The following is a 24,901-nucleotide window of genomic DNA, read 5'->3' as shown; positions in this document are numbered from 1 at the left end:
GAAACCCTCACATGAAATTCGAAACGTAAATCAGGATCGCGATCAACCCCAACGGCACGATGTAGATCCCAAGGATCAGTTTTCGGCGAAACGATCCATCATATTTTTGCAGACCGCGCTGGACAAACGCATCCCGATCACCGGTCAGGCCCTTCTTCTCCCAATGCGCGATCAACTTACCCCGCCTAACCCAGCGAGAATAAATCGACACGCCCACATAAAGGATCGTAAGGAAAATCAGCAAAGGGATCAAAAATCGCAGCGCGACAAACATTCAACTTCTCCCAACAGCGCCCCAAGGACCGACCCTTGCGATGACCTCATCGCTGACCCGGTCACTGCCGCTCATGTCCGGTTCATGGCCGAACAGCGCGGCCCGAGCACCCGCTTTGTCCACCTGATACTCGCGCGCAAGAAAGTCGGCAACATAAGCTTTTTTGGCTTCCGGCCAGGTTGCGTAGGTCCGGTAGAACAGTTCCTTGTGGCAAATGAACATATGGCGCGGGTCCAGTGGGGCCAGTTCGGCCAGTAGCATGTTCACCAGATCGCGGTTCGGCGTGTCCGTTGCACGCAAGGTATAGAAATACGCCGGATGGTCCGAAGTGATGCGCGGCCAAGGACCACCATCCTTCGCCCAGCGCAGCAATTGTGCCAGGCCGTGATAGGCCTCGGGCAGACGATCGGCATGGTTGCGCGCCAACCGGCGCATATCGCTGCGATCCAACCCTGTCAGATCCACGCCCCCGTCCGCAGCAGCAGAAACGGTCAGAAAATCCATCTTCTGTTGCAGGATCGCGCTCGAGTCCACGCCCCGGGCTTCGATGATCGTCTCGACAAGGTTGTTTAACCGCAGGAACTTGGCGATCTGATTGGGCTGCGCCTTTTCAAAGATGTGTTTCAGCGGAAGATCCTCTGGCGCGTCTCCCATGCAAATGGCGGCCGGATGATCCAGATCGGGGAACAGGTACAGCCCGCCAAAATGCGCCGTCCAGAAGTTCCGCTGTTCAAACGCGGTGTGACGCAGGCGGACTGGGTTGCGGGTGACATCGCCGGTTTCTTTGGCGGTTTCGATCATCTTGGCGATCAGCACGTCATCGAACCAAGCGTCTTCTTCAGTCTTGAACTGTTCGACCATGCGCGCAAGCTGCTCGGCCTTGCGCAGGGTACCGCCAGCGGTGTCAGCCTCGATCTCAATCTTGCGCAAGTTCAGCAAGTCGCCGGGTGTGGTGAGTTTGAAGACCGAGTTCACCAGCTCTCCGGCCACCGCATCGGTGGCGGTCAACGCGAACAGTTGCGCCTCGTTCATCTCAATGAATTCCCGCAAAATATCGCGCGAGGTCGAGAATTTGACGTTCAGCAGAGGGGCACGCTTCTGCTCGGTCGTCAACAAGATGAACTGCCGATTGACCCCGTTGGGGTTAAGGTAGAGCTCATCCTCCAGCTCAATCCCCACCTCTGGCGAATAGCCCGAGATATCGACGTGGAAATCCGTCAGCGTCGTGGACTTGCCCGCCAGATGCTGCAGCGCGCGGTTGTACCGCTCGACCAGAGCCGGGCTGGAGATGTGGACGAGGTTGCCGAACATCAGGCCTTTTTCTATGAGGCGGATCATGACATTTGCCTTCCCGCACAACGGTAGCGATGCGCCCGGCCCGAGGGTGGGTGCGGAACGCGCCCGCCCTGGGGGGCGGGTCGGGCGCGTCGCGGCTGCGCCGCGAAAACATCGCTTCTAGTCAAGAAGAAGTTCACAGTTCTTTTTCCGATAGATTTGGCTCGCTTTTTCCGCTTTGAGACTCATCATCAGGTCGTAGCTAAGATCAGAATCTGCATCTGCGGTCTCCTCCTCAGCATTATCCAAAAACTGATACCACATGTACCCGATCGAAAAGTCTGCAGACGGGCCGCTAGTGAGATTCCAGAGGATTCCCACCGGCACCTCATTTGTGTTGTCTGAATTCAGTTTACTAGCACGTCCAGCTTCTACAAACAGCACTAGCTTCTCATATCCTGAGTTGAAGAGTTTCAGCCCTTCTTGTTGATGCTCATCAGTTAGTGCAGCGAATGCAGCGCAATCCCATTGAGCATAGGCTTTCTTGCCAATCTCATTGTAGTAGACCTCAGCTGTAGCCTGCGTCGCAGCTAAGCATCCAAACAGAATGGGAACTGCCTTTGAGTACGAAGTCATACAAGGCGCCCCAAACACAGACAATTGAATTGTTCGGTGGTGGTCAAATCATCACCCTCTTGAACCGCCCAACGACCACAACCGCCAACACCAACAACGGCAGTGAAAACGCCCGCGCCGTGATCTGTAAGTTAAACCCGATGTAAGACACCACGCTGCCCTCAAACAGGATCAGGGACTCTTCCCATGAGGTGCCCTCAAATCCGCTGCTCGCGTTCACTCCGAACTGGGTCAGGAACAGAACGGCCACAGCACCCAGAAATCCGATCACACCCCAGCGCAGAGGCAGGATAAGGCCCAGAACAAGCGCCAAACCGGAAATCGCGTAAACAAGCATTACCCTTTCCCCTCCAGATACCGCCGTTTGGCCTCTTCCATCCGGCCCATCTCACGTACCGCGTTTTCGATGGCGACCTCGTCGCTTTTGTCGGCATAGCGGAACTCGCTGTCGGCATAGCGGTTGATTTCCTGGATCACCATTTCCACCGTGATCGGCTGACGCAGGTCCTCGATCATCGCCTTCTTGGTGTCGTAGTCGCGGAACAGGAACAGGTCGGGGTTTTCCATCCATTCGTCAGGCAATTCGAAATCCATCGCGCGGACCTTGACCGCATCGGTGATGTTCTTGATCGCACGACCGGTGAACCGCTCATCGGCCTGTTGGATCGCCTTGAGATAGGTGCCCAACTTGGCGATCGTGTCCATCTGGCCTATCTCGCCCGAGACCCGGTCATAGACCTGCAGCAAGGCGTCCTCATGCGGGCGGGCGTGGCTTTCGAAACTGGCGGCGACGGCCTTCTTGATCTCCTGCGCGGCATAGGCTTCGTGCTCACCTAGCGGGATGTCGTGGTTGCGGCCCATCAGCAGGTGCAGGATGTCGATGTAATCCTCGCGCGTTTGCGGCCCGTCCACTAGGAACCGCGCCCCCGCCCGCTGGCGCAGGGCGTCGTCCACATTCTCGGGGTAGTTCGAGAACATTCCAAAGGTGCAGTTGCCGCGCACGACTGTGTTGGCACCCGCAAAGCTCTCCATCAGCACGGCGGTGATTTCCAGTTGCCCGGCCGAGGACTGCCGATCGCCGCGTTTACCCGCCAGCTGGTCGATGTCGTCGATGGTGCCGAAGCCGATGACCGAGGGGTCGATGATCGTGTTGATAAACGCCTTGGCGTTCTGACCGGATTTGCCCTGATAGCTGTCGATATTGTCAGTGCTCAGGTTCTGATAGCGGAACGGGTAGCCTGCGTTCTGGCAGTAATCGTTTATCAGCCCGGCCATCATCTGGATGAGGGTCGTCTTGCCGGTGCCCGGTTTACCATCACCCATAAAGGTAAAGATGAACCCGCCAAGTTCCGCAAACGGGTTCAGGCGGCGGTCGAAGTCATAGGCCATCAGCATCTTGGCCAGCTTCATCGCCTGATACTTGGCGATATGGTTGCCGACGACCTCGTTCGGTTTCTTGAACGTCATGGTCAGGGTGGTGGATTTCGCCTTCGATGCAGGCTCAAAACCCCGGATCGTCAGATCATCGGCTTCAATATGCCAGGCGGCGTTCTGGAATGGCCCCAGATGACCTGCGGATTGGGCGCGCAATGCGGCCTTTTCCATCAACTGCTCAGCATAGGCGCTGGCGGCGGCAATCAGATGCGCATCATCGGGCGCGTGTTTGGCCAGCGTCTGATCCAGCTCCCACAAAGCGCCATGCAGGGCGAGTTGGCCATTGTCAGTCAGAACCTCCTCGATTTCACCCAGATCAACCGTCGTTTCGCCTAGGTGCGAAGACATCAGATAAGCCAACGCGTTACCAAACGTGTGCAGCGTGACCAGTGCCTCAGCGGTCAGCAGCTCTGAGAACTCTGTCTTACGAGCAGACGGCAAGTCGCCGGCCAAATTCGCCCGTTTCAGGTCAGCCAACGGCGTCTGTTCTGCATAGGCCTCCCCCACCGCCAGAGCGATTGCGATGGCGCGCCGGATGGCTTGTTGCGCAGTTGCCTGCGGCGGAGAAACCAGCGTATCGCCATCATCCGACGCCTCAATCCGCTCAACCAGATGCACCCCATCTGCACGCGCGGTTCGGCGCGTCACCAGCCCCGGCGTGGTCGACCGAAACCGACGCCCTGTAGAGACACCCGGAGACCGCTCAACAGCAGTATCAACCGGTTTCGCAATTCGCGGCGCATGCTCGAACCCGTTCAGCAAAGCGGTCGCCGCCGGATAGTGCTTACGAATGTCGTCTTCGCGCAATTCCATCTGATCTGACGTCAAACTCATTTCAACACATCCTCACAATCCAGCAACCAATTGATAGGTTTCAATCTCGGCAATAGTTTGGTCTTTACCCGCCCTTACACACACAGCGCGCCTTCCTCCGGCCCAAAATCCATAGGTCAAATTCCTTTGGTAGCACGTCGGTAGGGGATTGGGCCGATCAGGTGTTGGAATCCAAAACGCACCTGTTTTCTTGTAACCTCTTGCACGGAAATGTTTTTCCAGACTGCCAAGGGAGCTACCAACAGGATGCTCCTGCGCTACGCGCAGTTTGAAGTCCTCGTAATCTTCCGAGAGATAGCCGCTGCACCCGGCCAACACGGAAATCAATAGTACAAGGCTGCACCTGATCATTTAGTACCTCAACACCTGCCCGGTCTTGCTGACGACGAACTTGCGTACGTCGGCGAATCCCGGCGGGTTGCGTTCGGCCAGCACCTGGAACGGGCGCTGCGGCAGGATGATCGACCGTTGGGTGCGCGTCGCCCCAGTCTCGGCCCCTTGCCCGCCGAACGGGTCCAACGCAAAAACCTCACGCTCGACGGTCGAGAACCACCCGGCGCGTTCCTCGATCACCTCTTCGCTTTCCAGTTCTTCAGTGGTCCATGCCAGCGCCCAGTCCTGCCCCTCGGGCGCCTGTGCGTCCTCCAGCACCTGCCGCAAAGGGCCGGACTGCTCGGTAAAGGCCGAGGAATACATCGGACCCACATGGATACGGCGCAGGTGCTTGGGGTGCAGGTCGTCGAAATCCTGATCAAAGCCCTTGGCAATCGTCACCAGCTTCAACCCACCCAAGGACTGCGCCATCAGATGCGCCTGTACTTCGGGCCAGCGACGTTGGTCCTTGGGCAGAGCTGTCTTGCCGCTATCCTCCAACTGCATAAGGTAGATGACCGGCAGATTGATCTGGCTGTCATAGACCGCCCAGTGGATCATGAACTTGCGCCGTTCACCCTCATTCCCGATCCAGTGGCGTTCGGGATCGTTGCGGGCCCAGAACAGCTGACCTTTCAGCAATTCCTCGTAATAGAGCCGTTGGGACAGCGCGAATTGCAGCTTGGTCGGTATTTCCTGATCACCAATGATCGTCCGCACCATGTCGGTTTTCAGATCGTCTTCCGAGGGCATATTCGCTAGATGCACCTGCGCCTGCTGCGCGTCATTGGCCATGGTCAGCAACTCGGCCGCCACCGGAAACCCGCTGTCACGCTTGTCCATGGCGAGGCTACCGAAGAACCGCCCCGTATCCCGCCCGACCAGCAGGTATTTCATACTCAGCGCGCGAAAAGTGTAGAGCAGCCCCGAGAGGTAACGCGACACGATCCGCACCTCTTGTTTGCTGATCGCGCCCTCGGCCTCCATCGTCGCAGCCACGCGCAGAAGGTGGACGGTGATCACCTCAAATTTGCGGAAATAGCGGCGCGAGGCGAAGGTATCGGTCAGGCCGACATGGTCCTGGGTTGGGTTATTCATTTTGCTTATCGCCCAATAGAAGGAATACCTCGAATGCCATCCAAACCACACCCCAGATTGCGAATACGGCTGAAACTCCAAAAGAACCGAGCGCGAAAATCAATGGGACCATAAACAACGTCATTCTCAAATCGGGGCCGAGATACACGGGAACCAATTGAAGCAGATACCCGAGTAGGATGAGAAACGCTCCGAAGAGCGCGACGTATAGTGCCGCAATAAGCATCTTTAGTGGCGCTCGGATTAAGGTTTCACCCCCCATACAAATTCTTATCATGCTTCTCGACAATCGAGGCAAAACGGCGGGCAAAGCGTTCGTCCGCCTTGGCCTTTTTCTCCAGCACGTCGCGGGCAAAGACCATGTGATCCTCGTGCGCCTCAAGCATGTCGGCCATTTTCTGGTTGGTCGCGGTGCCGATGGCGGCCATTGCCGTCTGCGCCTCTTGATCTGTCTGCACGCCGATTTCGTTGATGCGGTGGGCCACGTCCTGCTGCTGCGCGGTTTTCAGCGATTTGGTCAGGGCGTCATACAGCACCACGCGCTGTTGCGTGTCTGTCTGCAGCTTGTTGATCAGCACCATCTGCGTCGCCGCCTGGTTCTGTAGCGAGTCGACCCAGGTCTTGCCCTTTTCGATATAGCGCTCCAGCGTCTGGCTCTTGGCCAGCTTGACCTGCTCTTCCTGAACCTTGGCGTTGTACTGCTTGTTCAACTCGGCCAGTTCGGTTTCCAGCTGCGTGCGCGCGGCGGCGTCCTGTTCGACGCTGATCTTGTTTTCCAGCGTGATGATTGTCGGATCCATGCCCTGAATCTCGGCGCGCAGCGACTCCAGCTCAGCCACAGTCGCCTCGCGGTCGTCCAGCGTGCCGGTCAGGTTGTCTTCGACCTTGACGCGCTGTTCTTCCAGTACGGACAGTTGCCCTTGCAGCAATTGCACGATCACGTCGGACTTGGCGATCAGATCCTGCAGCTTGTCATCAATATTGGCGGTGCGCATCCGTTCCTGCCGCATCGACTCGGATTTGCCCTTCGAGAAGATGCCGACAAAGGACTCCCACCCGGTTTTCGACCGCATTTCGTCAAAATCCTTGGAAAACGCGTTGGTGACATCGTCCAGACCCATGATCAACTCGGCAATGTTGGCGTTCATCACCTCGGTATGGGCGTGCACATCCTCGAGCGTGGCGTTTTCGATGTCGATATCCGCCTCGGCGGTTCCAATCTTGGCGCGTGCGGCCTCAATCCGGGATGTCAGCCCTTCGATCTGTGACTGACTTTCGCGCACTTTTTGCTGCGTTTCCTGAATCAACGCGTCAAACTGCTGGTTCGACATCTGTCCTATCCCTTTTTTACTTATGCACCCAATAAGGTAGGGAATGTTACGATGATTTACATCCCCTTGGGCATCAAATACCAGCAGGACTTTGGCAAACTCCGGCGAAAAAAGATAGGCGGCTTGACACTGACACCGCAGATCGCATGAATGCGCGCGGTAGGCAAAAAGACGTCACGTTTACCATACGAAAACTGGATTGATCTGACCGTACGGGTGGACATAGACAATCCAGAGAGCACCTGTTTGAGTGCTAACAAATTTTTACTGCCGGAGGCTGACCCATGCTGGACGCGACAACCGACCTGAAATCAATCCTGAAAAACCCTGATCTGCTTGTAACCAAAGCCTATATCGGCGGTCAGTGGGTTGATGGGGACAATGGCACCTTTGCCGTGACCAACCCCGCGCGCGGCGATGTGGTGGCCGAAGTTGCAGACCTGAGCCGCGCTCAGGTTGCCGGCGCAATCGCGCAAGCCGAAGCGGCGCAAAAGGAATGGGCCAAGCTGACTGGCAAGGAACGCGCCGTGATTCTGCGCCGCTGGTACGACCTGATGATGGAAAACGCCGAGGATCTGGGCAAAATCCTGACCGCCGAGCAAGGCAAGCCGTTGGCCGAAGCCATTGGCGAGATCGGCTATGGCGCGTCGTTCATCGAATTCTTCGGCGAAGAGGCCAAGCGCGTTTACGGTGAGACAATCCCGGGTCATCAGCGTGACAAGCGGATCACAGTGTTGAAGCAGCCGATCGGCGTGGCGGCCTCGATCACGCCCTGGAACTTCCCGAATGCGATGATCACCCGCAAGGCGGCTCCTGCGCTGGCGGCGGGCTGCGCCTTTGTCGCGCGCCCTGCCAAGGAAACCCCGCTGTCGGCACTGGTCATGGGTGTTCTGGCCGAGCAGGCCGGTATCCCCGCGGGCGTGTTCAACGTGCTGCCGTCCTCCAGCTCCAGCGAGATCGGCAAGGAATTCTGCGAAAACCCCGGTGTCCGCAAGCTGACCTTCACCGGCTCGACCGAAGTGGGCCGCATCCTGCTGAAACAGGCCGCCGATCAGGTGATGAAGTGCTCGATGGAGCTGGGCGGCAATGCGCCGTTCATCGTGTTTGACGATGCCGATCTGGATGCGGCCGTCGAGGGCGCGATGCTGTGCAAGTTCCGCAACAACGGCCAGACCTGCGTTTGCGCCAACCGCATCTACGTGCAGGCAGGCGTTTATGACGAGTTCGCGGCCAAGCTGAAAGCTGCTGTTGAGGCGCTGAAAATCGGTGACGGTCTGGCCGAGGGCACCACAACAGGTCCGCTGATCAACGCCGAAGCGGTCGCCAAGGTCGAAGAGCACATCAAGGACGTGACCGACAAGGGCGGCGCGGTTCTGACCGGCGGTCTGCCCCACGATCTGGGCGGCACGTTCTTCCAGCCGACCATTGTCACCGGTGTGACCCAGGACATGATGGTCGCGCAGGACGAGACCTTTGGCCCGCTGGCCCCGCTGTTCAAGTTTGAGGACGAAGACGACGTAATCGCGATGGCCAATGACACCATCTTTGGTCTGGCCTCGTATTTCTATGCCAAGGACCTGAGCCGCGTCTACAAAGTGGCCGAGGCGCTGGAATACGGCATCGTCGGCGTGAACACCGGCATCATCTCGACCGAGGTTGGGCCGTTCGGCGGCGTCAAACAGTCCGGCCTGGGCCGCGAAGGCAGCCATCACGGCATGGAAGACTATCTTGAGATGAAATACATCTGCATGTCGGTCTGATCTGAGACGACTTTACAAAAAAGCCCCGGTGCACAGCGCTGGGGCTTTTCGTTTGTCACAAAACTGCAAACAAAACGTCACATCCCTGCAATGACCGGCGGTCATCCCCCTTGCATCCAAGCAAGAGAGGATACCAACCGATGTCGTTGCGCTTTGTCTGCCTGACATCTGCCCTTGCCCTGACTGCCGGTCAGGCTGCGGCAGAGATGAACTTCAACCGAATTGCATCTTTCCCCGTCGTCAAGAATATGGCCGAAGGGGCCGATACCACCCGTGAAACGTCACCCGAGATTATCGCAGCGACCGCTGACGGGATGACTCTGGTCTATACCGACAGCCCGTTGGGTGTCATCGGCATGGTCGACATCACGGACCCTGCGAACCCGGCCCCGCTGGGCGCGATGGAGGTGGGCGGTGAGCCGACCTCGGTTGGGATCGTTGGCGCGACTGCTTTTGTCGGTGTGAACACATCGGAAAGTTACACCGCCCCGTCGGGCAAACTGATTTCCGTCGACATCGCGGGCAAGGCCGAAACCGGCGCCTGTGATCTGGGCGGTCAGCCTGACAGCGTCGCCATCGCCCCCGATGGCAGCTTTGTCGCCGTGGCGATCGAAAACGAGCGTGACGAAGACCTAAACGACGGCGTCATCCCGCAACTGCCTGCCGGGTCGCTGGCTATGGTTCCGTTGAAAGACGGCGCACTGGATTGCGCAGGTATGAAGATGGCCGTGCTGACCGGTCTGGCCGACGTCGCCCCAACTGATCCAGAACCGGAGTTCGTGGACATCAACGGTCTGGGCGAAACCGTCATCACACTGCAGGAAAACAACCACGTCGCGGTCGTGGACAAAGACGGCAACGTGATCAGCCATTTCTCGGCTGGCAGCGTGGATCTGGAAGGCATCGACGCCACCGACGAACGCGGCGCGCTGATCTTCACCGAAAATCAGCCGGGCCGCCTGCGTGAGCCGGATGCGGTGAAGTGGATCGATGACAATCACTTCGCCACCGCCAATGAAGGCGATTATGAAGGCGGTTCTCGTGGCTGGACGATCTTCCACAAGGACGGAACCGTTGTTTACGAGAACGGCACCGATTTCGAGAAAGCCATCATCCAGATCGGCCACTACCCCGACAAACGCTCGGACAGCAAAGGGGTTGAACCGGAAAGCGTGACCGCAGCCACCTTTGGCGATACGCCGATGATCTTTGTGGGGGCCGAGCGCGCCTCGGTCGTGGGCGTGTATGACGCCACCGATCCGGCGAACCCGGTTCTGAAACAGCTGCTGCCCTCGGGCGTTGGACCGGAAGGTTATGTAGCGATCCCGGATCGCAACCTGCTGATCTCGGCCAATGAAAAAGACCTGATCGAGGATGGCGGCCCGCGCGCGCATGTGTCGATCTTTGAGTACCAGGACGCCCCCGCCAACTATCCGCATCTGACCTCTGCAGGCGCGGATGAGCTGATCGGTTGGGGTGCGCTGTCCGGTCTGGTCGCGGACGAAGATGGCATGATCTATGCGGTCAATGACAGCTTCTACGGCTTCCAGCCCTCGATCTTCAAGATCGACCCCAGCCAGCAACCGGCCCGCATCGTCGACGTGATCCGCATCCACCGTCAGGACGGCAACCCGGCCCAGAAGCTGGACCTTGAGGGCATCACGCTGGACGGCAAGGGTGGCTTCTACGTCGCCTCCGAAGGGCGCACCGACCGTGTCATCCCGCACGCGATCTACCATGTCTCTGCCGAGGGAAAGATCAAGGATCGCAAGGGCGAGATCGGCCTGCCGCCGGAGCTTATGGCCGTTGAGAAACGCTTTGGTTTCGAAGGCATCACCAAGGTCGGCGACACCCTGTGGATGGCCGTTCAGCGCGAGTGGAAGGATGATCCGGAAAACCACGTTAAGCTGGTTGCCTACAATCTGGACACCAAGGAATGGGGGGCCGTGCACTATCCCAAAGCCGACCCGGAAACAGGCTGGGTTGGGCTGTCGGAAATCGTGGCCTTCGGCGACCATGTCTATGTCATCGAGCGCGACAATCAGCACGACCACCGCGCGGTAACCAAAAAGATCTACCGCATTCCGCTTTCCGAGATGACCCCCGCCCCGCTGGGTGGAGACCTGCCTGTCGTCAGCAAGGAAGAGGTCCGTGACTTGCTGCCCGACCTGACCTCGACCGGCGGTTACGTTCTGGACAAAATCGAAGGTCTGGCCATCCTGCCCTCTGGTGAAGCGTTCGTGATGACCGACAATGACGGCGTCGACGATGCCTCGGGCGAGACGATGTTCTGGTCGATTGGATCGGTTTCGGCTGGGAATTAATTCACTGACAAAACCCTTAATGACCCCGCACGAAATTGTGCGGGGTCAATTGACTTCAGAGGTCAGATTTGAGCACGAAGCAGACGCTCGAAGTGCCGTATTGTCTGTGGCTTCAAAAGGGAAAATGCCGGGTTTCCCGACTACTCCTGAAATGAGCGTGAGATCGCATCCATTGCAGCCCAACCCAACGCGATATTCTCCTTGTCTGCACTTACTGGAAGCGATGAGAACTTAACAATTGCTGTTCGCGTAGTGGGATTAATCCAGATGTGCTGACCATTGACTCCGACGGCGAAGAACGAACCGTGGTCGTCCTTGGTCACATACCACTGATTTCGATAGAAACCGTCGGGCCAAGTCTTAGAATAGCTTGTTGGCTGCCAAGCCGAGTTGTCCCCATTAAAACGGATATCGTCGATCCACCCTGACGGCACAATCTGGCGGCCATTGTAGAATCCGTCGTCCAGAACCATTTGTGAGAACCTAGCAAGGTCGCGCAGAGTCAGAACGAATCCGCCGTTCGCGGCTGCGGCGCCCTTGTAGTCGACTGTGATTTGGCCATCGTGGTCGACTCCAAGCTGCGACCAGATCGCGGTGCTCATGTAGTCCGCAAACCGCTGTCCCGAAGCTCTTTCGATTAACCAGCCAAGAACGTCGGTGTTGATCGATGCATATTGGAACTGCTGACCGTGTGGTCGCGACGTGTCTTTTTCAATGGTAGTGGCAAAGGCATAGACCCCTTCCTCGGCCATGGGTGCATTTTCACCGCGCCAAGCTGTTGAGGCCTCGTGTGCGACAACCTCTGCTTCAGGGTCGGCGTAGTCCTCGCTGAAGACGATAGAGGTTGTCATATCAAGAACTTGCCGAACCGTCGCATCGCCAAAACCCGGAGCGCCCTCCATCTCCGGGATGTAGTCCGTGACCATCGCCGTCGGGTTCAGTCGTCCGTCATTCACGAGTACCCCAGCCAGAGTTCCTGTAACGGATTTCGACACGGACATCAGAAGGTGCCTCGTGTCCGGTGTCATTCCATTGAAGTACTTTTCAAAGACGATATCGCCATTGTGCAGAACGATGAAACCATCGGTATACGTCCGGACGAGCATTTCCGCGACTGTCATCGGTTGACCGTCTAAGCCGTCAAACTGAAGCCCTGAGAGGTCTTGAGGCGCGAGATTGAGAGGCGCGGCCGGTCCTGAACCACGGCTGATATTTGCGACGTGCAGGAACTCGCTGATATGTTGAAACGCCCAACGATTGTCCGGGCCTTTGTCCCAAGCAGAAATATCGATGGTTCGAGTAGGAGGTGTCCCTTGCATGATCCCCATCTCGGCTGCGGTCATCGGCCGTCCTTCGACTGTGTTGTCCTGCGCAAAAGCCGCACCCGCAAATGCTAAGGCGCAGAAATAGCATAGTGTTTTCATCGTTCCCTCCCCCCATTTTCTTCGAATTTATACTGAGAGCCCAAAACCACCAAATTGTGCGGATGTGACGGCCTGCTTTGTCCGCAAAGCGGACATCCCAATTCAACAAAAAACAACGCCCCGCGTCTGGAGGAACGCGGGGCGTATGGTGCGATAATCCAGAGAGGAACGATTATCGCGGCGTATCAGGTCGCCTTAGTTCACGGCTTTGGCGTCGACCACATCCTTTTCGATGGCCTTAGCCGATGTGATCTCGATCCGGCGCGGTTTCAGGGCTTCGGGCACCTCGCGCTTAAGGTCGATGTTCAGCATGCCGTCCTCATGGCTGGCGCCGGTGACACGCACGTGATCGGCCAGCGCAAAGCGGCGTTCGAACGCGCGGGTGGCGATGCCACGGTGCAGATAGCTGCGCTCTTTGTCTTCGGCGGCTTTCTTGCCGGCCACGATCAGAGCGTTTTCCTTCACTTCGACCGACAGGTCATTTTCCGAAAAACCGGCGACGGCAACCGAAATGCGATAGGTATCGGCATCGGTTTTTTCGATGTTATAGGGCGGGTAGCTCGGCTGAGCCACGTCATTGGTCAGCACGCGATCCATCATGTCGGCAATCTGGTCGAAACCAACGGTGGCACGGTGCAGGGGTGCAAAATCAAAACTACGCATGTGTCATATCCTCATATCAGAGCGATCTGTATTCTGCCCTCCATTTGGACGGGCATCGGGTTGATCCGGGCCCCGTCTTTGGCGACCCGGTACAGTTCACATGGGTAGCGATTTGATTGAGTTCAACCCCCGCCGGAGCTGATGAATTTTGCGCCCGAACTGGACTTGCCGGAACCGACCTGCAACCGGCGGATATTTGCCTTTGGGCGCGGGGCATCGCGCCGCAGATCGGCCTTGAGATCCGCCACGATTCCCGACAGTTCCATGCCGAACCCCACCTTTTGACGCCCGTTCGTCCCGACCGCGGACACGACCGAAAGAATCTGCCAGCGCGATCCGTTTCGGGCCAGCAGTGCCGAGCCAGACGAGCCAAAAGTGATGTCGCAGTTGAAGGTGATCAAACCGTCACTCCGGTTCAAAATGCGGCAGGATCTTTCGCGAGTAATTGCCTCGGCCCGCCCGCGCCCGTAGGACGCAAGGCTAACCTCATTTCCGGCGACGTTCCCCTGATGCAGGGCAAAGGGGTCTGCGATGGAATAAGGAATCGGCGATTCCAACCGCATCAGAGCCACATCCAAGCGCACGCGCGGAGCAGACACCGCCCCATTGGCTTTGAAATCTGGATGCGCCGCGATTTGAACCACTTTGCGATCAGCAAGGGCGTTATCGCCACTCAGCCCGGCGCGGAAGGTGACCTTGCCCGGCGGGTATGGCTTGCCGGTGGCCTTGTCCAGCGCGCAATGCGCAGCGGTCAAAACCAGATCCTGTGCAATCAGTGTACCGGTGCAAAACCCCTGAGTTCCGATGTCCAGACGACCGACCGCCTCCCAGCCGTACAAATCTTCACGGTCGGTCAGTTTACGTTTGGCGGCTTGGGCGTAAGATGCGGTGGATGAAATGGACAGAAGCAGAAGAATAGTCAGAACCCGTTGAATCATGGTTTGATGAACCTTGCACCAATATTGCGGTTGGCCCCCGCTTGCGGTGACGAAGCCCTGAAACCGCGTCCCGCCGACAGCTCGGCCTGCAATAGCTCAAGCGAGTCTTCGACCGCGGTGCCGACGGACACGCGCTGACCGTTGAACTCGGCCTTGGCCGCAACCACGGACACGATGCGAGGCTGGTCCCCTTCGAATGAAAACACTGGGGCACCGGACGATCCAAACTCCACGTCGCAGGACATGATCAGAACGTTGGAACGACGGGTCATGACTGAGCATACCTCTTGCAGCGAAGGAGCCTCGGACCGATCTTGCGCATAGGACACGACCCCAACCTCGGCCCCGCGTGAGGGGCGTTTTCCTGTCTCAAACGGGATAACGGTTGTGTTTCGGATCGGTTGCCACAGTTCGATCAGCGCGATGTCGTTGTAGATACGCGCAGCGCTTCCTTCGACGCTGTATTCGTATTCCGGGTGGATCACGGCCCGCCGCGCCGCCCGGTAAGCCGAGGCACGCCCAAGTCGCCAAGCCGCCAGAAACTCAACGTCAGCCAGGTCGATCCGCTGGCCGGTCACCTTGTCAAACAGGCAATGCGCGGCCGTCAGGACCAGCGTCGGAGCGATCAATGTACCGGTACAAAACCCGGCACCGTTTTTGATATCCAGGCGACCTACGGCCATCCACGCACGGCCAGCATCTGTGGTATCCAGACTTTTCAGCCCGGTGTCCTGTGCTGCGGCGCTCATCGGCACCAAAGCCATCGCCAATGCTATGATCCAATTTCGCAAACGGCTCTCCGGCTTTGCTGTTGGCATATCTTGCTACGCCGCCGGTGGGGCAAAAATAGGGCGATGACGCCCCATTCGCATTCGCAGGGAAAGTGATGCGCGTGTGCATCAGCCTATTTCAGGATCGGAACATCTGGCGTTTGCGGCTGCGCATCAAGGGCTCTGGGCTTCGGTCCACCCGTTGCCCAATCCAGCAACTCAACGGTATGCACGACCGGAACCTGGGTGCCCGACCCAATCTGCATCATGCAGCCGATGTTGCCCGCGGCGATCACATTGGGATTTTTCGCCTCAAGCGTTTTGACCTTGCGCTGTTTCAGCTTCCCGGAAATCTCGGGCTGCATCAGGTTGTATGTCCCTGCGCTGCCGCAGCACAAATGGCTGTCAGCAGGCTCTAACACGGTGAAACCGGCCGTTTTTAATAGTGTTTTGGGGTGAGTCTTGATCTGTTGCCCGTGTTGCAGAGAACAGGCTGCGTGATAGGCGACGATCATCTCCTGACTCTCGCCTTCCGGCAGATCGAGTTGCATCAGCAGTTCACTGATGTCCATGGCGATTGCAGAAACCTTCGCGGCGTCGTCTGCTAACGGGGCATTGCGGAACATATGGCCGTAATCCTTGACCGTCGTGCCGCAACCCGAGGTATTTATGACGATCGCATCCAGCCCATCCCCGGCCATTTCACCGATCCAGGCTCTAATATTGGCTTCTGCGGCCTTATGGCTTTCATTGGTTTTGCCCATGTGATGGGTCAAGGCCCCGCAACACCCCGCCCCTTCGGCCACAACGACCTCGCACCCTAGCCGGGTCAACAGGCGAATTGTTGCGTCATTGATGTCTGTATTCAAAGCTTTCTGCGCACAGCCTGTCATCAGAGCAACGCGCTTGCGCCGTGTGTCTTTGGCAGGGAAACTCTGCGGATCGTCATTTCGGCTGACCGGCGGGATATGTTTCGGCGCCATGTCCAGCATCGCGCGCAACCGGGCATCCGGCATCAAAAAGCGAAACGGACGCCCCAGTTTCGCCCCGATCAACGCCCAGCGGAACCGCATGGGATAGGGCAGAATCCGCGCCAGCACCCAGCGCAAAGCGCGGTCCGAGAAGGGGCGTTTGTAATTCTCTTCAATGTATTCCCGCGCGTGATCGACCAGATGCATATAATGCACACCCGACGGGCAGGTAGACATGCAGGCCAGACAAGACAGGCACCGGTCGATGTGTTTGACCGTTTTCTCATCGGGCACACGCTCATTTTCCAGCATGTCCTTGATTAGGTAGATGCGGCCGCGCGGGCTGTCCAATTCGTCGCCCAGCACCTGATAGGTGGGGCAGGTGGCCGTGCAAAACCCGCAATGGACACAGTTGCGCAGGATCTCATTCGAACGCTGGATCGCCGGATCTTGCAGTTGTTTTTCGGTGAATGTCGTCTGCATTGCCCTACCCCATAAGCCCCGGACTAAAGACGCCACGGGGATCGAATCTTTGTCTAATCCCGTTTGTTAGAGCCGCAATGCCAGTATCTTCGGGATGGAACCGCCCCAATCTTTCCACTGTGTCAGCCTGCGCACGCACAATCGATGCATGGCCTTCAAATACCCCTAAACGGGCGCGCAGATCGGTCCCTTCGGGCACCAAGGCCCAAATCAACCCACCGCCCCAGTCAAACAGCAACCTGTCCGCATTAACGCGTGCGGCTATGTCAGGCCCATCAGTGGGTTTGACCGAAATCCGCCACACGTCGCCGTTCTGGTTGTGAAAGGCAGACACATCACGCAGTCCGGTCCAAATGTCGGCCGAACCCGTGATCTCAGCGACATCTCCGTAATCCGACAACGCCGATTTCAGTTGATCGGACCTGTAAGTGACCGAGGCCTCAAACCCCTCAAGACGCAGCAAGGCCTGCCCCGCGTCTGGATCATAGGCCGCTCCGCTGACTTCGTACGGGGATTTCAGCGCCGCCGACAGCGCCTGGACTCCAGCCGCCGCGTCTGGGGCCTGAACGGACAGAGTCGCCGATGCCTCGGGTTTAGGAAGCACTTTCAAGGACACTTCTGTCAAAACGCCCAATGTCCCCCAGGATCCTGCCATCAGCTTGACCAGATCATAGCCGGTCACGTTTTTCATGACACGGCCACCATTCTTGACGATCTGCCCCATGCCGTCGACATAACGTACGCCAAGCAGGAAATCACGGCACGCCCCGGCCTGTATCCGTCGCGGCCCCGAGATGTTGGCTGCAACGACGCCCCCGATGGTGGGCGTTCCGCTTTTTCCAAGCAGGCCACGATGATCGATGGGCTCAAAGGCCAGTTGCTGGCCCTCGGCATCCAGAGCGGCCTCAATTTCAGCGACCGGCGTTCCGGCTTGCGCGACAAGTGTCAGCGCGCCGGGTTCGTACAGCGTGATCCCGCTGAGCCCGCTTGTTTCAATTGTAATTTCCGGACCGGCAACGCCCCGCGTGCCGCCGCCCTGGATATGCACCGGTTCATTCAGCCCGGCCACCATCTGGGCCAGTTCGGCTTCGGTCTGTGGTTTCATGACATTTTTTCTTTGTTAGAGCCGATCATTCAGCCGCGATCTGTGCATCGCGACGCGCTGCAGAGGCGTCCAGCGGGAAAACCTTGGCGGGGTTCAGCAGCCAGTTCGGGTCGAACACGTCCTTGATCGCCATCTGTGCCTCAAGGTCAGCGGGCTTGTATTGGTGGGACATCAGATCGCGTTTTTCGATGCCCACACCGTGTTCGCCTGTCAAACAGCCGCCCACATCTACGCAAAGCTTCAGGATATCGGCTCCAAACGCCTCGCATTTCTCAAGATCGCCGGGTTTGTTGGCATCAAAAAGAATCAAGGGATGCATGTTGCCATCGCCTGCGTGGAATACGTTGCCCACTGGCAGGCCGTAGTCTTGGCTCAGCTCACCGATCCGGCGCAGAACTTCGGGCAGAGACGATACCGGGATCGTTCCATCCAGACACATGTAATCGTTCAACTGACCCATTGCCCCAAAGGCCGATTTCCGCCCAAGCCAGATTTTCGCGCTTTCCTCGGCCGACTGGCTTTCGCGCAGCTCAACAGGGTTGTGGCGTTTCGCGATCTCGATGATCTTGCTCAGTTGATAGTCAATCTCGGCCTCGGACCCTTCAACCTCGACAATCAAAAGGGCGGTGCAGTCGGGGTAGCCTGCATGAGCAAAATTCTCGCAGGCTTTGATGCACAATGTGTCCATGAATTCGATCGCGACCGGCAGAATACCGGACTTGATGATGTCCGAGACGCATTGCCCGGCAACCTCGTTGTCATCAAACCCCATCAAAACAGGCCGCGCGCCTTCGGGCTTGCGAAGAATGCGCAGGGTGGCTTCGGTCACGACGCCCAACTGTCCTTCGGAACCGCAAATGACGCCCAGCAGGTCCAGGCCACTTGAATCCAGATGGGCACCGCCGATTTCGACCACGCTGCCATCCATCAGGACCATCTTGACGCCCAGCAAATTGTTGGTGGTCACACCGTATTTGAGGCAATGCGCGCCGCCGGAGTTCATCGCGATGTTTCCTGCGATGGCACAGGCCAGTTGCGATGAAGGGTCAGGAGCGTAGAAGAAGTCATCCTCTTCGACCGCTCCGGTGACACTCAGGTTGGTGCGGCCGGTCTGAACGCGAATGTACCGATTGTCATAATCGGTCTCGAGCACGTCATTCATTCGGGCAACACCAAGAATAACGCAATCTGCAGTTGGCAATGCCCCACCCGCCAGCGAGGTGCCCGAGCCGCGCGGCACAACTGGCACGCCTTCTTCATTGCAGATACGCAGCACGTCCGAGACCTCTTGGGTCGTGGATGGCAGCACCGCCAGCATCGGCGGGCATTTATAGGCCGTCAGCGCATCGCATTCGTAAACGCGCGTCTCGGACGGGTCGTGAATCACCGCATCCTCGGGCAAAACCTGCAGCAACCGCTGCAAAACAACGGCCTTTCGGCGCAGGACATCGGGATTTGGCGTCGGCATTTCCATAGCTGATCCTCCGTTTGGTAAAATAATATTACCAATTTCCTCATCTGGCAAGTTCCCATCTCTGCCCCTAAGGTCGCAGGCATGACCTGGCTTGAGCGGACACAATTGTTTTCACCTCTGGACTACGCTGCTATCGCAGTGTTGCTGGTGGCCTGGCTGTGGATTGGCTGGAGGATCGAGAACCCCTCGCCCAAGAAACCCACGGTCACAATGATGATGGATGACTATCGCCGCGACTGGATGCGCGAGATGGTGACACGACAGCCCCGGATGTTTGACGCGCAGGTCGTGGCGGCGATGCGGCAGGGCAGCACGTTCTTCGCCTCGACCACGATGATCGCCATCGGGGGCGGGCTGGCCCTGCTGGGCAATACCGAGCGTCTGGCCGGCGTTGCCAATGATCTGGCCATCGGCAGCGCTCCGGCGATGGTGTGGGAGATCAAAATCCTGATCATCATTCTGCTGCTGGCCAATGCCTTCCTGAAATATGTCTGGGCACATCGCTTGTTTGGCTACTGCGCAGTCCTGATGGCGGCGGTGCCCAATGATCCATCGGATGCGCAGGCCTATCCTCGGGCAGCTCAAGCGGCCGAGATCTGCGTTACCGCGGCCCGCAGCTTCAACCGCGGGCTGCGCGCAACCTATTTTGCACTGGCATCTGTCGCCTGGATTCTGGGCCCCGTGGCCCTGATACTGGGCACAGCGATCACATTTGGCGTCCTATACCGGCGCGAGTTTGCATCGCATTCCCGATTGGTGCTGCTGTCCCAGCCAAACGACACGGATTCGTGATCGCTTTACCTGAAATCAGAGCCTAATCTGGGCACATGCGATATTTGATTCTCAGCCTTTTGCTTGCCGGTCCGGCCCTTGCCGACCCTCCCACGATTGAAAAAGTAGTTGCCAGTCAAAGCGGCGATACTTGGCGCTTCGACGTGACGATCCGGCATCCCGACACCGGCTGGGATGATTATGCCGATGGCTGGCGTGTGCTGGATATGGACGGAAATGAGCTGGGATTGCGGGTCCTGATCACCCGCATGTAGAGGAACAGCCGTTTACCCGTTCACTCAGCGGTGTGGCCATTCCTAAGGGCATCACGCAGGTGCAGATTCAGGCGCGTGACAACGTCGGCGGCTGGAGCGAAGGCACCACTGTGGTTGACCTGAACTGAGGCTCAGAACACCCCGAGGCTTAAACCCGCAGCCATTGCTGCGCCAATCTCTCGGCACTGATCAAGCTGTTCTGCGGGGATGGTCTTTTCAGCCAAAATCGCCTCGGTCGTCTGCGCGTGGGTGCAGATAATCAAAGGTGGCTGAACCTCTTTCAAGCGCCAGCCGGTGGCAATCCGCGCGGTTTGGCGGGCGGCGTTTTCTCCATCCGACCCGGCACAAACCATCTGCGCGTAAGGCCGCCCTTCGATCTTGCCCAACACCGGGTAATAGCAGCGATCGAAAAACTCTTTCATCAAACCCGAGAGTGCAGCCAGATTCTCGGGCGCGCAAAAGATGTAACCATCAGCGGCCAGCAGATCATCGGGACCGGCCTGATCGGCGAATTTCAGAACAATATCTGCCTCTTCTCGCCCCGCATCAGCTGCCGCTTCGGCCATCTGGCGGGCTCCACCCGTGCGAGAGTGATAAACGATCAAAAGCTGCGCCATGTCAGACCCTGTGATAGGGGCCGCCCGACAGGATGGTTGCGGCCCGGTACAGTTGCTCGGCCAGCATCACACGGACCAGCATATGGGGCCAGACCATCGACCCGAATGAAATGGAAAAATCGGCGTCAGCCCTCAAATTAGGGTCTATTCCGTCCGCCCCGCCAATGACCAGCGCCAGATCCTGTCGCCCGGCATCGCGCCAGCCGCCCAGTTTCTTGGCAAAATCCGGCGATGACATCACCCGGCCGCGTTCGTCCAATGTGCAAATCACTGCGCCCTTGGGCAGCGCCTTGCGCAACAGCGCGGCCTCGGCCCCCATGCCAGCGTTTTTCTTGTCTTCGACCTCGATCACACGTGCAGGACCAAGGCCCAGGCTTCGGCCGGTCCGGTCAAATCGCGTCAGATAGTCGTCAAGCAGGGACTTCTCCGGTCCGGCACGCAATCGCCCGACCGCACAAATGCTTATACGCATATTTCTCTCGCCGCCGACCTGTTAATGCAGGCCGGGATGGCGCCTCAGTTCGCCGAGGCGCTGCCGCCCTGAGGCAGCCACATCTTTTCCAGCTGATAGAATTCACGCACTTCGGGGCGGAAGATATGGACGATCACGTCGCCCGTATCGATCAACACCCAGTCGCCGGCGTCTTTGCCTTCGACCTTCGAGGTGAAACCGAATTCCTGCTTGATGCGATCCGTCAGCTTTTCCGCCATGGCCGAGACCTGACGAGTCGAACGACCCGAGGCAATCACCATGTGATCCGCAACCGAGGATTTGCCTTGCAGGTTGATCTGCACGACGTCTTCGGCCTTGTCATCGGAAAGTGAGGAAAGGATACGTTCAAGCAGCTTGTCGCTGATTGACTGAGAGTGGGCCATTACACCGGCCCCGTCATCGGCGGGCAAACCCGCCTGGGTATGTAGAGACAGGACATAGTCCTCCTTTGCTGCGCGCCGTGAAACCCCGGCGCCGGGGTACTAATAAGGTAACAAGCAGATTGCAACATTTCAATGAAACGCCACGAAAGCGCCCGCACAAGCGCTCACTCTTTGGCGATCTGTTGCTGCTCTGCGCTGTCCGGAAGCAGCCGAACCTCGCGCTGCGGGAAGGGGATCGAGATGCCTTCGTCCTTAAATGCATCCCAAAGCGCCAGATAGACATTCCCGCGAATATTGGTCAGCCCCTTGGTCGGATCGCTGATCCAGAAGCGCAGCACATAGTCGACGCTGCTGTCGCCGAAGCCGGTAATATGGCAGACCGGCTCGTGTGACCCTCCACTGAGGACGCGTTTGACCGCCTTTACAGCCCGAATGGCTGTTGCACGCACCAGATGGGGGTCGTCGTCGTAACTGGTGCCGAAATCCAGATCCAGACGCACGAACTTGTCCGAATGCGACCAGTTTACCACCTGGTTGGTGATAAGGTCTTCGTTCGGGATCAGGTATTCCCGCCCGTCCCGCGTCACGACCGAGACATAACGCGCGCCCAGCGCATTGATCCAACCAAACGTATCTCCGAGTGAGATCACATCGCCCGGTTTGATCGAGCGATCCATCAGGATGATGATCCCCGAGATCAGATTCGACACCACCTTTTGCAGACCAAAACCGATGCCAACACCAATCGCCCCGGACAGCAATGCGATACCGGTCAGGTCAAACCCAAGCGTGCGGATTCCGACCAGAAAAACTGCGCCGTACAGCAGAACCTGAATACCCTTGGCCAGCAGCACCTGCATTGACGGAGTGATGTCGTCATTGTTCATCAAGCCGCGCTCGGCTGCGCGGGTGCCCAGGCGGGCCAACGTCAGAAGGATTCCGATCAGCAGAATGGCCTTGAGTATGCCCAGCGCCGAGATGTGCAAGTCGCCGATAGAAATGGCCACACCGTCCAGAAACTCGGCCACGTCATCGGTCAAATTCAGCGCAACAAGCGTTGCATAGACCCACATTGCCCATTTGAAGATCCGCCTTAACGTGCGGTTGCGCACCAACCGGGCGACCAGGGCAATCGCCAGCCACGCCAGCGCCAATGTGGCGACAACTCCGATGATGTAGCTGCGTGACGGCCAGGTGATCTGCTGCATCAGCAGATACAGCGCCCAGGACATCAGCACGAAATAGACCAGGGTCAGGCGCTGCATCAACTGAACCAGAATCCGCAGCCGCCATTTGGGCCAACCCGTGCGCGCGCGGGCCCATGCCTCCCACCGGCTTTGTGTGACCAGCTTCAGGCCGAATGCCAGTGCCCACAGAACCAGGATCATGACAAGCTGATGCTGGCGCCAGCCCGGTGTTACAACCAGTTCAACAAGGTTTTCGAATTGCACGGAAAAGCCCGCGACCATGTTGTCGTACAGGTCCGACAGCGAACCGGGGATCAGGTCTTGGTTCATGACCCCAGATTGAACAGCGTTGCCCGATGATGCAAGCCTGACGCGGTTTTGAACCTTGATTGACGGCAAACCCCGATATATCTGGTCGGCATGAGACTCACTGTAGCCCAAGTTCAGAATCTGGAAGATCGCGCGCGCCTGCGCGAACGGTTCTATGGGGCTGCCCGCACGGTTCTGGCGCGCCTACGCGCGGCCTAAGCCACCTCGCCAGCTATTTCTCATTACATACGGGAGAGGACCGATGTCCCCCAAAACACTCTATGACAAGATCTGGGATGCCCATGTCGCGCACGAAGCCGATGATGGGACCTGCCTGCTGTATATCGATCGCCACCTCGTTCACGAGGTGACCAGCCCGCAGGCGTTCGAAGGCCTGCGTATGGCGGGCCGCAAGGTGCGCGCGCCGGAAAAAACCATCGCCGTGCCGGATCACAACGTTCCGACCACTGCGGACCGTGTGAACGGGATCGAAAACCCCGAATCGCGCATTCAGGTCGAGGCACTGGACAAGAACGCCAAGGATTTCGGTATTCACTACTACCCGGTGAATGATGTTCGTCAGGGCATCGTCCACATCGTTGGCCCGGAACAGGGCTGGACCCTGCCCGGCATGACCGTGGTTTGCGGCGACAGCCACACAGCAACCCACGGCGCTTTTGGCGCACTGGCCCATGGCATTGGCACGTCCGAGGTTGAGCATGTTCTGGCCACCCAGACCCTGATCCAGAAGAAATCCAAGAACATGAAGGTGGAAATCACCGGCAAACTGCAGCCGGGCGTGACCGCCAAGGACATCACTCTGGCTGTGATCGGTGAGACCGGAACTGCTGGCGGCACCGGATATGTCATCGAATATTGCGGCGAAGCGATCCGTGATTTGTCGATGGAAGGCCGGATGACCGTCTGCAACATGGCCATCGAAGGCGGTGCCCGCGCAGGTCTGATCGCGCCGGACGAGACCACCTTTGAATACGTCAAAGGCCGCCCGCATGCGCCGAAGGGTGCCCAGTGGGAAGCGGCGATGGACTGGTGGAAAACGCTCTTCACCGACGAGGGTGCGCATTTCGACAAGGTCATCACCCTGCGCGGCGAAGACATCGCGCCGGTCGTCACCTGGGGCACCAGCCCCGAGGACGTTCTGCCGATCACCGCAAGCGTTCCACACCCCGAAGATTTCGAAGGCGGTAAGGTCGACGCGGCCCGCCGGTCCATCGAATACATGGGTCTGGAAGCCGGTCAAAAGCTGAGCGATGTGGAAATCGACACCGTCTTTATCGGATCCTGCACCAATGGTCGTATCGAAGACCTACGCGCCGCCGCCGAAATCCTGAAGGGCAAAAAGATCAAGGACGGGATGCGCGCGATGGTCGTGCCCGGTTCCGGTCTGGTCCGTGCGCAGGCCGAAGAAGAAGGCCTGGCCGAGATTTTCAAGGACGCCGGTTTTGAATGGCGCCTGGCGGGATGTTCCATGTGCCTGGCGATGAATCCCGACCAGTTGCAACCGGGCGAGCGCTGTGCCGCAACCTCGAACCGCAACTTTGAGGGCCGTCAGGGTCGGGGTGGACGCACTCACCTGCTGAGCCCGGCAATGGCTGCCGCAGCGGCAATCACAGGACGGCTGACAGACGTCCGTGAATTGATGTAAGCTCCCCTCATATCTAGATATTTGAGGGATAAAA

23 protein-coding genes and 1 pseudogene are annotated in these 24,901 nt (G+C 58.1%); 6 read left to right on the top strand and 18 right to left on the bottom strand.

Annotated features, from left to right (window positions below; all coding sequences use genetic code 11):
- Positions 1 to 7: 7 nt before the first annotated feature.
- The 7 genes from J7416_RS19530 to J7416_RS19500 all read right to left on the bottom strand — a co-directional run bounded on the left by J7416_RS19530 (position 8) and on the right by J7416_RS19500 (position 7,254).
- Complete coding sequence (locus J7416_RS19530) at positions 8 to 274, bottom strand: hypothetical protein (protein WP_209227120.1); 267 nt, start codon at positions 272 to 274, stop codon at positions 8 to 10.
- Positions 275 to 1,612 (bottom strand): DUF6638 family protein, encoded by a 1,338-nt coding sequence (locus J7416_RS19525; RefSeq protein ID WP_209227118.1) that lies wholly within the window; start codon positions 1,610 to 1,612, stop codon positions 275 to 277.
- 117 nt (positions 1,613 to 1,729) lie between these two features.
- The gene (locus tag J7416_RS19520) at positions 1,730 to 2,185 is read right to left on the bottom strand and encodes a hypothetical protein (protein WP_209227117.1); all 456 of its coding nucleotides are present in this window, start codon (positions 2,183 to 2,185) and stop codon (positions 1,730 to 1,732) included.
- 43 nt (positions 2,186 to 2,228) lie between these two features.
- The gene (locus tag J7416_RS19515) at positions 2,229 to 2,522 is read right to left on the bottom strand and encodes a hypothetical protein (RefSeq protein WP_209227116.1); all 294 of its coding nucleotides are present in this window, start codon (positions 2,520 to 2,522) and stop codon (positions 2,229 to 2,231) included.
- Positions 2,522 to 4,453, bottom strand: a complete 1,932-nt coding sequence (locus J7416_RS19510; RefSeq protein ID WP_209227115.1) for an ATP-binding protein — start codon at positions 4,451 to 4,453, stop codon at positions 2,522 to 2,524. The genes J7416_RS19515 and J7416_RS19510 overlap by 1 nt, the downstream gene beginning before the upstream one ends.
- Before the next feature lie 351 nt (positions 4,454 to 4,804).
- The gene (locus J7416_RS19505) at positions 4,805 to 5,923 is read right to left on the bottom strand and encodes a hypothetical protein (RefSeq protein WP_209227113.1); all 1,119 of its coding nucleotides are present in this window, start codon (positions 5,921 to 5,923) and stop codon (positions 4,805 to 4,807) included.
- A 251-nt stretch (positions 5,924 to 6,174) separates the two neighbouring features.
- Positions 6,175 to 7,254, bottom strand: a complete 1,080-nt coding sequence (locus tag J7416_RS19500; RefSeq protein ID WP_209227112.1) for a hypothetical protein — start codon at positions 7,252 to 7,254, stop codon at positions 6,175 to 6,177.
- A gap of 284 nt (positions 7,255 to 7,538) precedes the next feature.
- Between J7416_RS19500 and J7416_RS19495 the strand changes: the two genes are divergently transcribed.
- Positions 7,539 to 9,014: an NAD-dependent succinate-semialdehyde dehydrogenase gene (locus tag J7416_RS19495; protein WP_209227111.1), complete on the top strand. Its 1,476-nt coding sequence runs from the start codon at positions 7,539 to 7,541 to the stop codon at positions 9,012 to 9,014.
- A gap of 140 nt (positions 9,015 to 9,154) precedes the next feature.
- Positions 9,155 to 11,338 carry an esterase-like activity of phytase family protein gene (locus tag J7416_RS19490; protein ID WP_209227109.1) on the top strand — a complete coding sequence of 728 codons (2,184 nt, stop codon included), beginning with the start codon at positions 9,155 to 9,157 and terminating at the stop codon, positions 11,336 to 11,338.
- A gap of 140 nt (positions 11,339 to 11,478) precedes the next feature.
- Here the strand turns inward: J7416_RS19490 and J7416_RS19485 are convergent, their stop codons facing one another.
- The 7 genes from J7416_RS19485 to J7416_RS19455 all read right to left on the bottom strand — a co-directional run bounded on the left by J7416_RS19485 (position 11,479) and on the right by J7416_RS19455 (position 19,166).
- Positions 11,479 to 12,681 carry a serine hydrolase gene (locus J7416_RS19485; protein ID WP_209227107.1) on the bottom strand — a complete coding sequence of 401 codons (1,203 nt, stop codon included), beginning with the start codon at positions 12,679 to 12,681 and terminating at the stop codon, positions 11,479 to 11,481.
- A gap of 276 nt (positions 12,682 to 12,957) precedes the next feature.
- Positions 12,958 to 13,425 (bottom strand): Hsp20 family protein, encoded by a 468-nt coding sequence (locus J7416_RS19480; RefSeq protein WP_170469814.1) that lies wholly within the window; start codon positions 13,423 to 13,425, stop codon positions 12,958 to 12,960.
- Between the two features lie 122 nt (positions 13,426 to 13,547).
- A complete protein-coding gene (locus J7416_RS19475) occupies positions 13,548 to 14,363 on the bottom strand; it encodes a trypsin-like serine protease (protein WP_209227101.1) in 816 nt (271 codons plus the stop codon).
- The gene (locus tag J7416_RS19470) at positions 14,360 to 15,154 is read right to left on the bottom strand and encodes a trypsin-like serine protease (protein ID WP_247744385.1); all 795 of its coding nucleotides are present in this window, start codon (positions 15,152 to 15,154) and stop codon (positions 14,360 to 14,362) included. The genes J7416_RS19475 and J7416_RS19470 overlap by 4 nt, the downstream gene beginning before the upstream one ends.
- A 113-nt stretch (positions 15,155 to 15,267) precedes the next feature.
- Positions 15,268 to 16,587 carry a glycolate oxidase subunit GlcF gene (gene glcF / locus J7416_RS19465; RefSeq protein WP_209227096.1) on the bottom strand — a complete coding sequence of 440 codons (1,320 nt, stop codon included), beginning with the start codon at positions 16,585 to 16,587 and terminating at the stop codon, positions 15,268 to 15,270.
- Between the two features lie 4 nt (positions 16,588 to 16,591).
- On the bottom strand, positions 16,592 to 17,692 hold the full coding sequence (locus J7416_RS19460) for an FAD-binding protein (protein WP_209227094.1): 1,101 nt from the start codon (positions 17,690 to 17,692) through the stop codon (positions 16,592 to 16,594).
- Positions 17,693 to 17,717: 25 nt separating this feature from the next.
- Positions 17,718 to 19,166, bottom strand: coding sequence for an FAD-linked oxidase C-terminal domain-containing protein (locus J7416_RS19455; protein WP_209227093.1), 1,449 nt, complete (start codon positions 19,164 to 19,166; stop codon positions 17,718 to 17,720).
- Positions 19,167 to 19,247: 81 nt separating this feature from the next.
- Here J7416_RS19455 and J7416_RS19450 point away from each other — a divergent pair, with 81 nt between their 5' ends.
- Both J7416_RS19450 and J7416_RS19445 read left to right on the top strand, forming a co-directional pair.
- Positions 19,248 to 19,958, top strand: a complete 711-nt coding sequence (locus J7416_RS19450) for a DUF599 domain-containing protein (RefSeq protein ID WP_209227092.1) — start codon at positions 19,248 to 19,250, stop codon at positions 19,956 to 19,958.
- 35 nt (positions 19,959 to 19,993) lie between these two features.
- Positions 19,994 to 20,340, top strand: a pseudogene (locus J7416_RS19445) (hypothetical protein).
- 3 nt (positions 20,341 to 20,343) lie between these two features.
- Here J7416_RS19445 and J7416_RS19440 read toward each other — a convergent pair.
- From J7416_RS19440 to J7416_RS19425, 4 genes are all read right to left on the bottom strand, one after another.
- The gene (locus tag J7416_RS19440) at positions 20,344 to 20,829 is read right to left on the bottom strand and encodes an NAD(P)H-dependent oxidoreductase (protein WP_209227090.1); all 486 of its coding nucleotides are present in this window, start codon (positions 20,827 to 20,829) and stop codon (positions 20,344 to 20,346) included.
- 1 nt (position 20,830) lies between these two features.
- Positions 20,831 to 21,301, bottom strand: coding sequence for a 23S rRNA (pseudouridine(1915)-N(3))-methyltransferase RlmH (gene rlmH, locus J7416_RS19435; RefSeq protein WP_209227089.1), 471 nt, complete (start codon positions 21,299 to 21,301; stop codon positions 20,831 to 20,833).
- A 44-nt stretch (positions 21,302 to 21,345) separates the two neighbouring features.
- On the bottom strand, positions 21,346 to 21,705 hold the full coding sequence (gene rsfS / locus J7416_RS19430; RefSeq protein WP_058276550.1) for a ribosome silencing factor: 360 nt from the start codon (positions 21,703 to 21,705) through the stop codon (positions 21,346 to 21,348).
- Positions 21,706 to 21,869: 164 nt separating this feature from the next.
- The gene (locus tag J7416_RS19425) at positions 21,870 to 23,222 is read right to left on the bottom strand and encodes a mechanosensitive ion channel domain-containing protein (RefSeq protein WP_209227087.1); all 1,353 of its coding nucleotides are present in this window, start codon (positions 23,220 to 23,222) and stop codon (positions 21,870 to 21,872) included.
- Between the two features lie 90 nt (positions 23,223 to 23,312).
- Between J7416_RS19425 and J7416_RS19420 the strand changes: the two genes are divergently transcribed.
- Complete coding sequence (locus tag J7416_RS19420) at positions 23,313 to 23,420, top strand: isopropylmalate isomerase (RefSeq protein ID WP_209227086.1); 108 nt, start codon at positions 23,313 to 23,315, stop codon at positions 23,418 to 23,420.
- Positions 23,421 to 23,463: 43 nt separating this feature from the next.
- A complete protein-coding gene (gene leuC, locus J7416_RS19415; RefSeq protein ID WP_209227085.1) occupies positions 23,464 to 24,867 on the top strand; it encodes a 3-isopropylmalate dehydratase large subunit in 1,404 nt (467 codons plus the stop codon).
- Positions 24,868 to 24,901: the final 34 nt, after the last annotated feature.

The organism is Ruegeria sp. R14_0, assembly GCF_017743975.1.
Taxonomy (GTDB): domain Bacteria; phylum Pseudomonadota; class Alphaproteobacteria; order Rhodobacterales; family Rhodobacteraceae; genus Ruegeria.
This window is presented reverse-complemented; position numbering and strand designations above follow the sequence as displayed.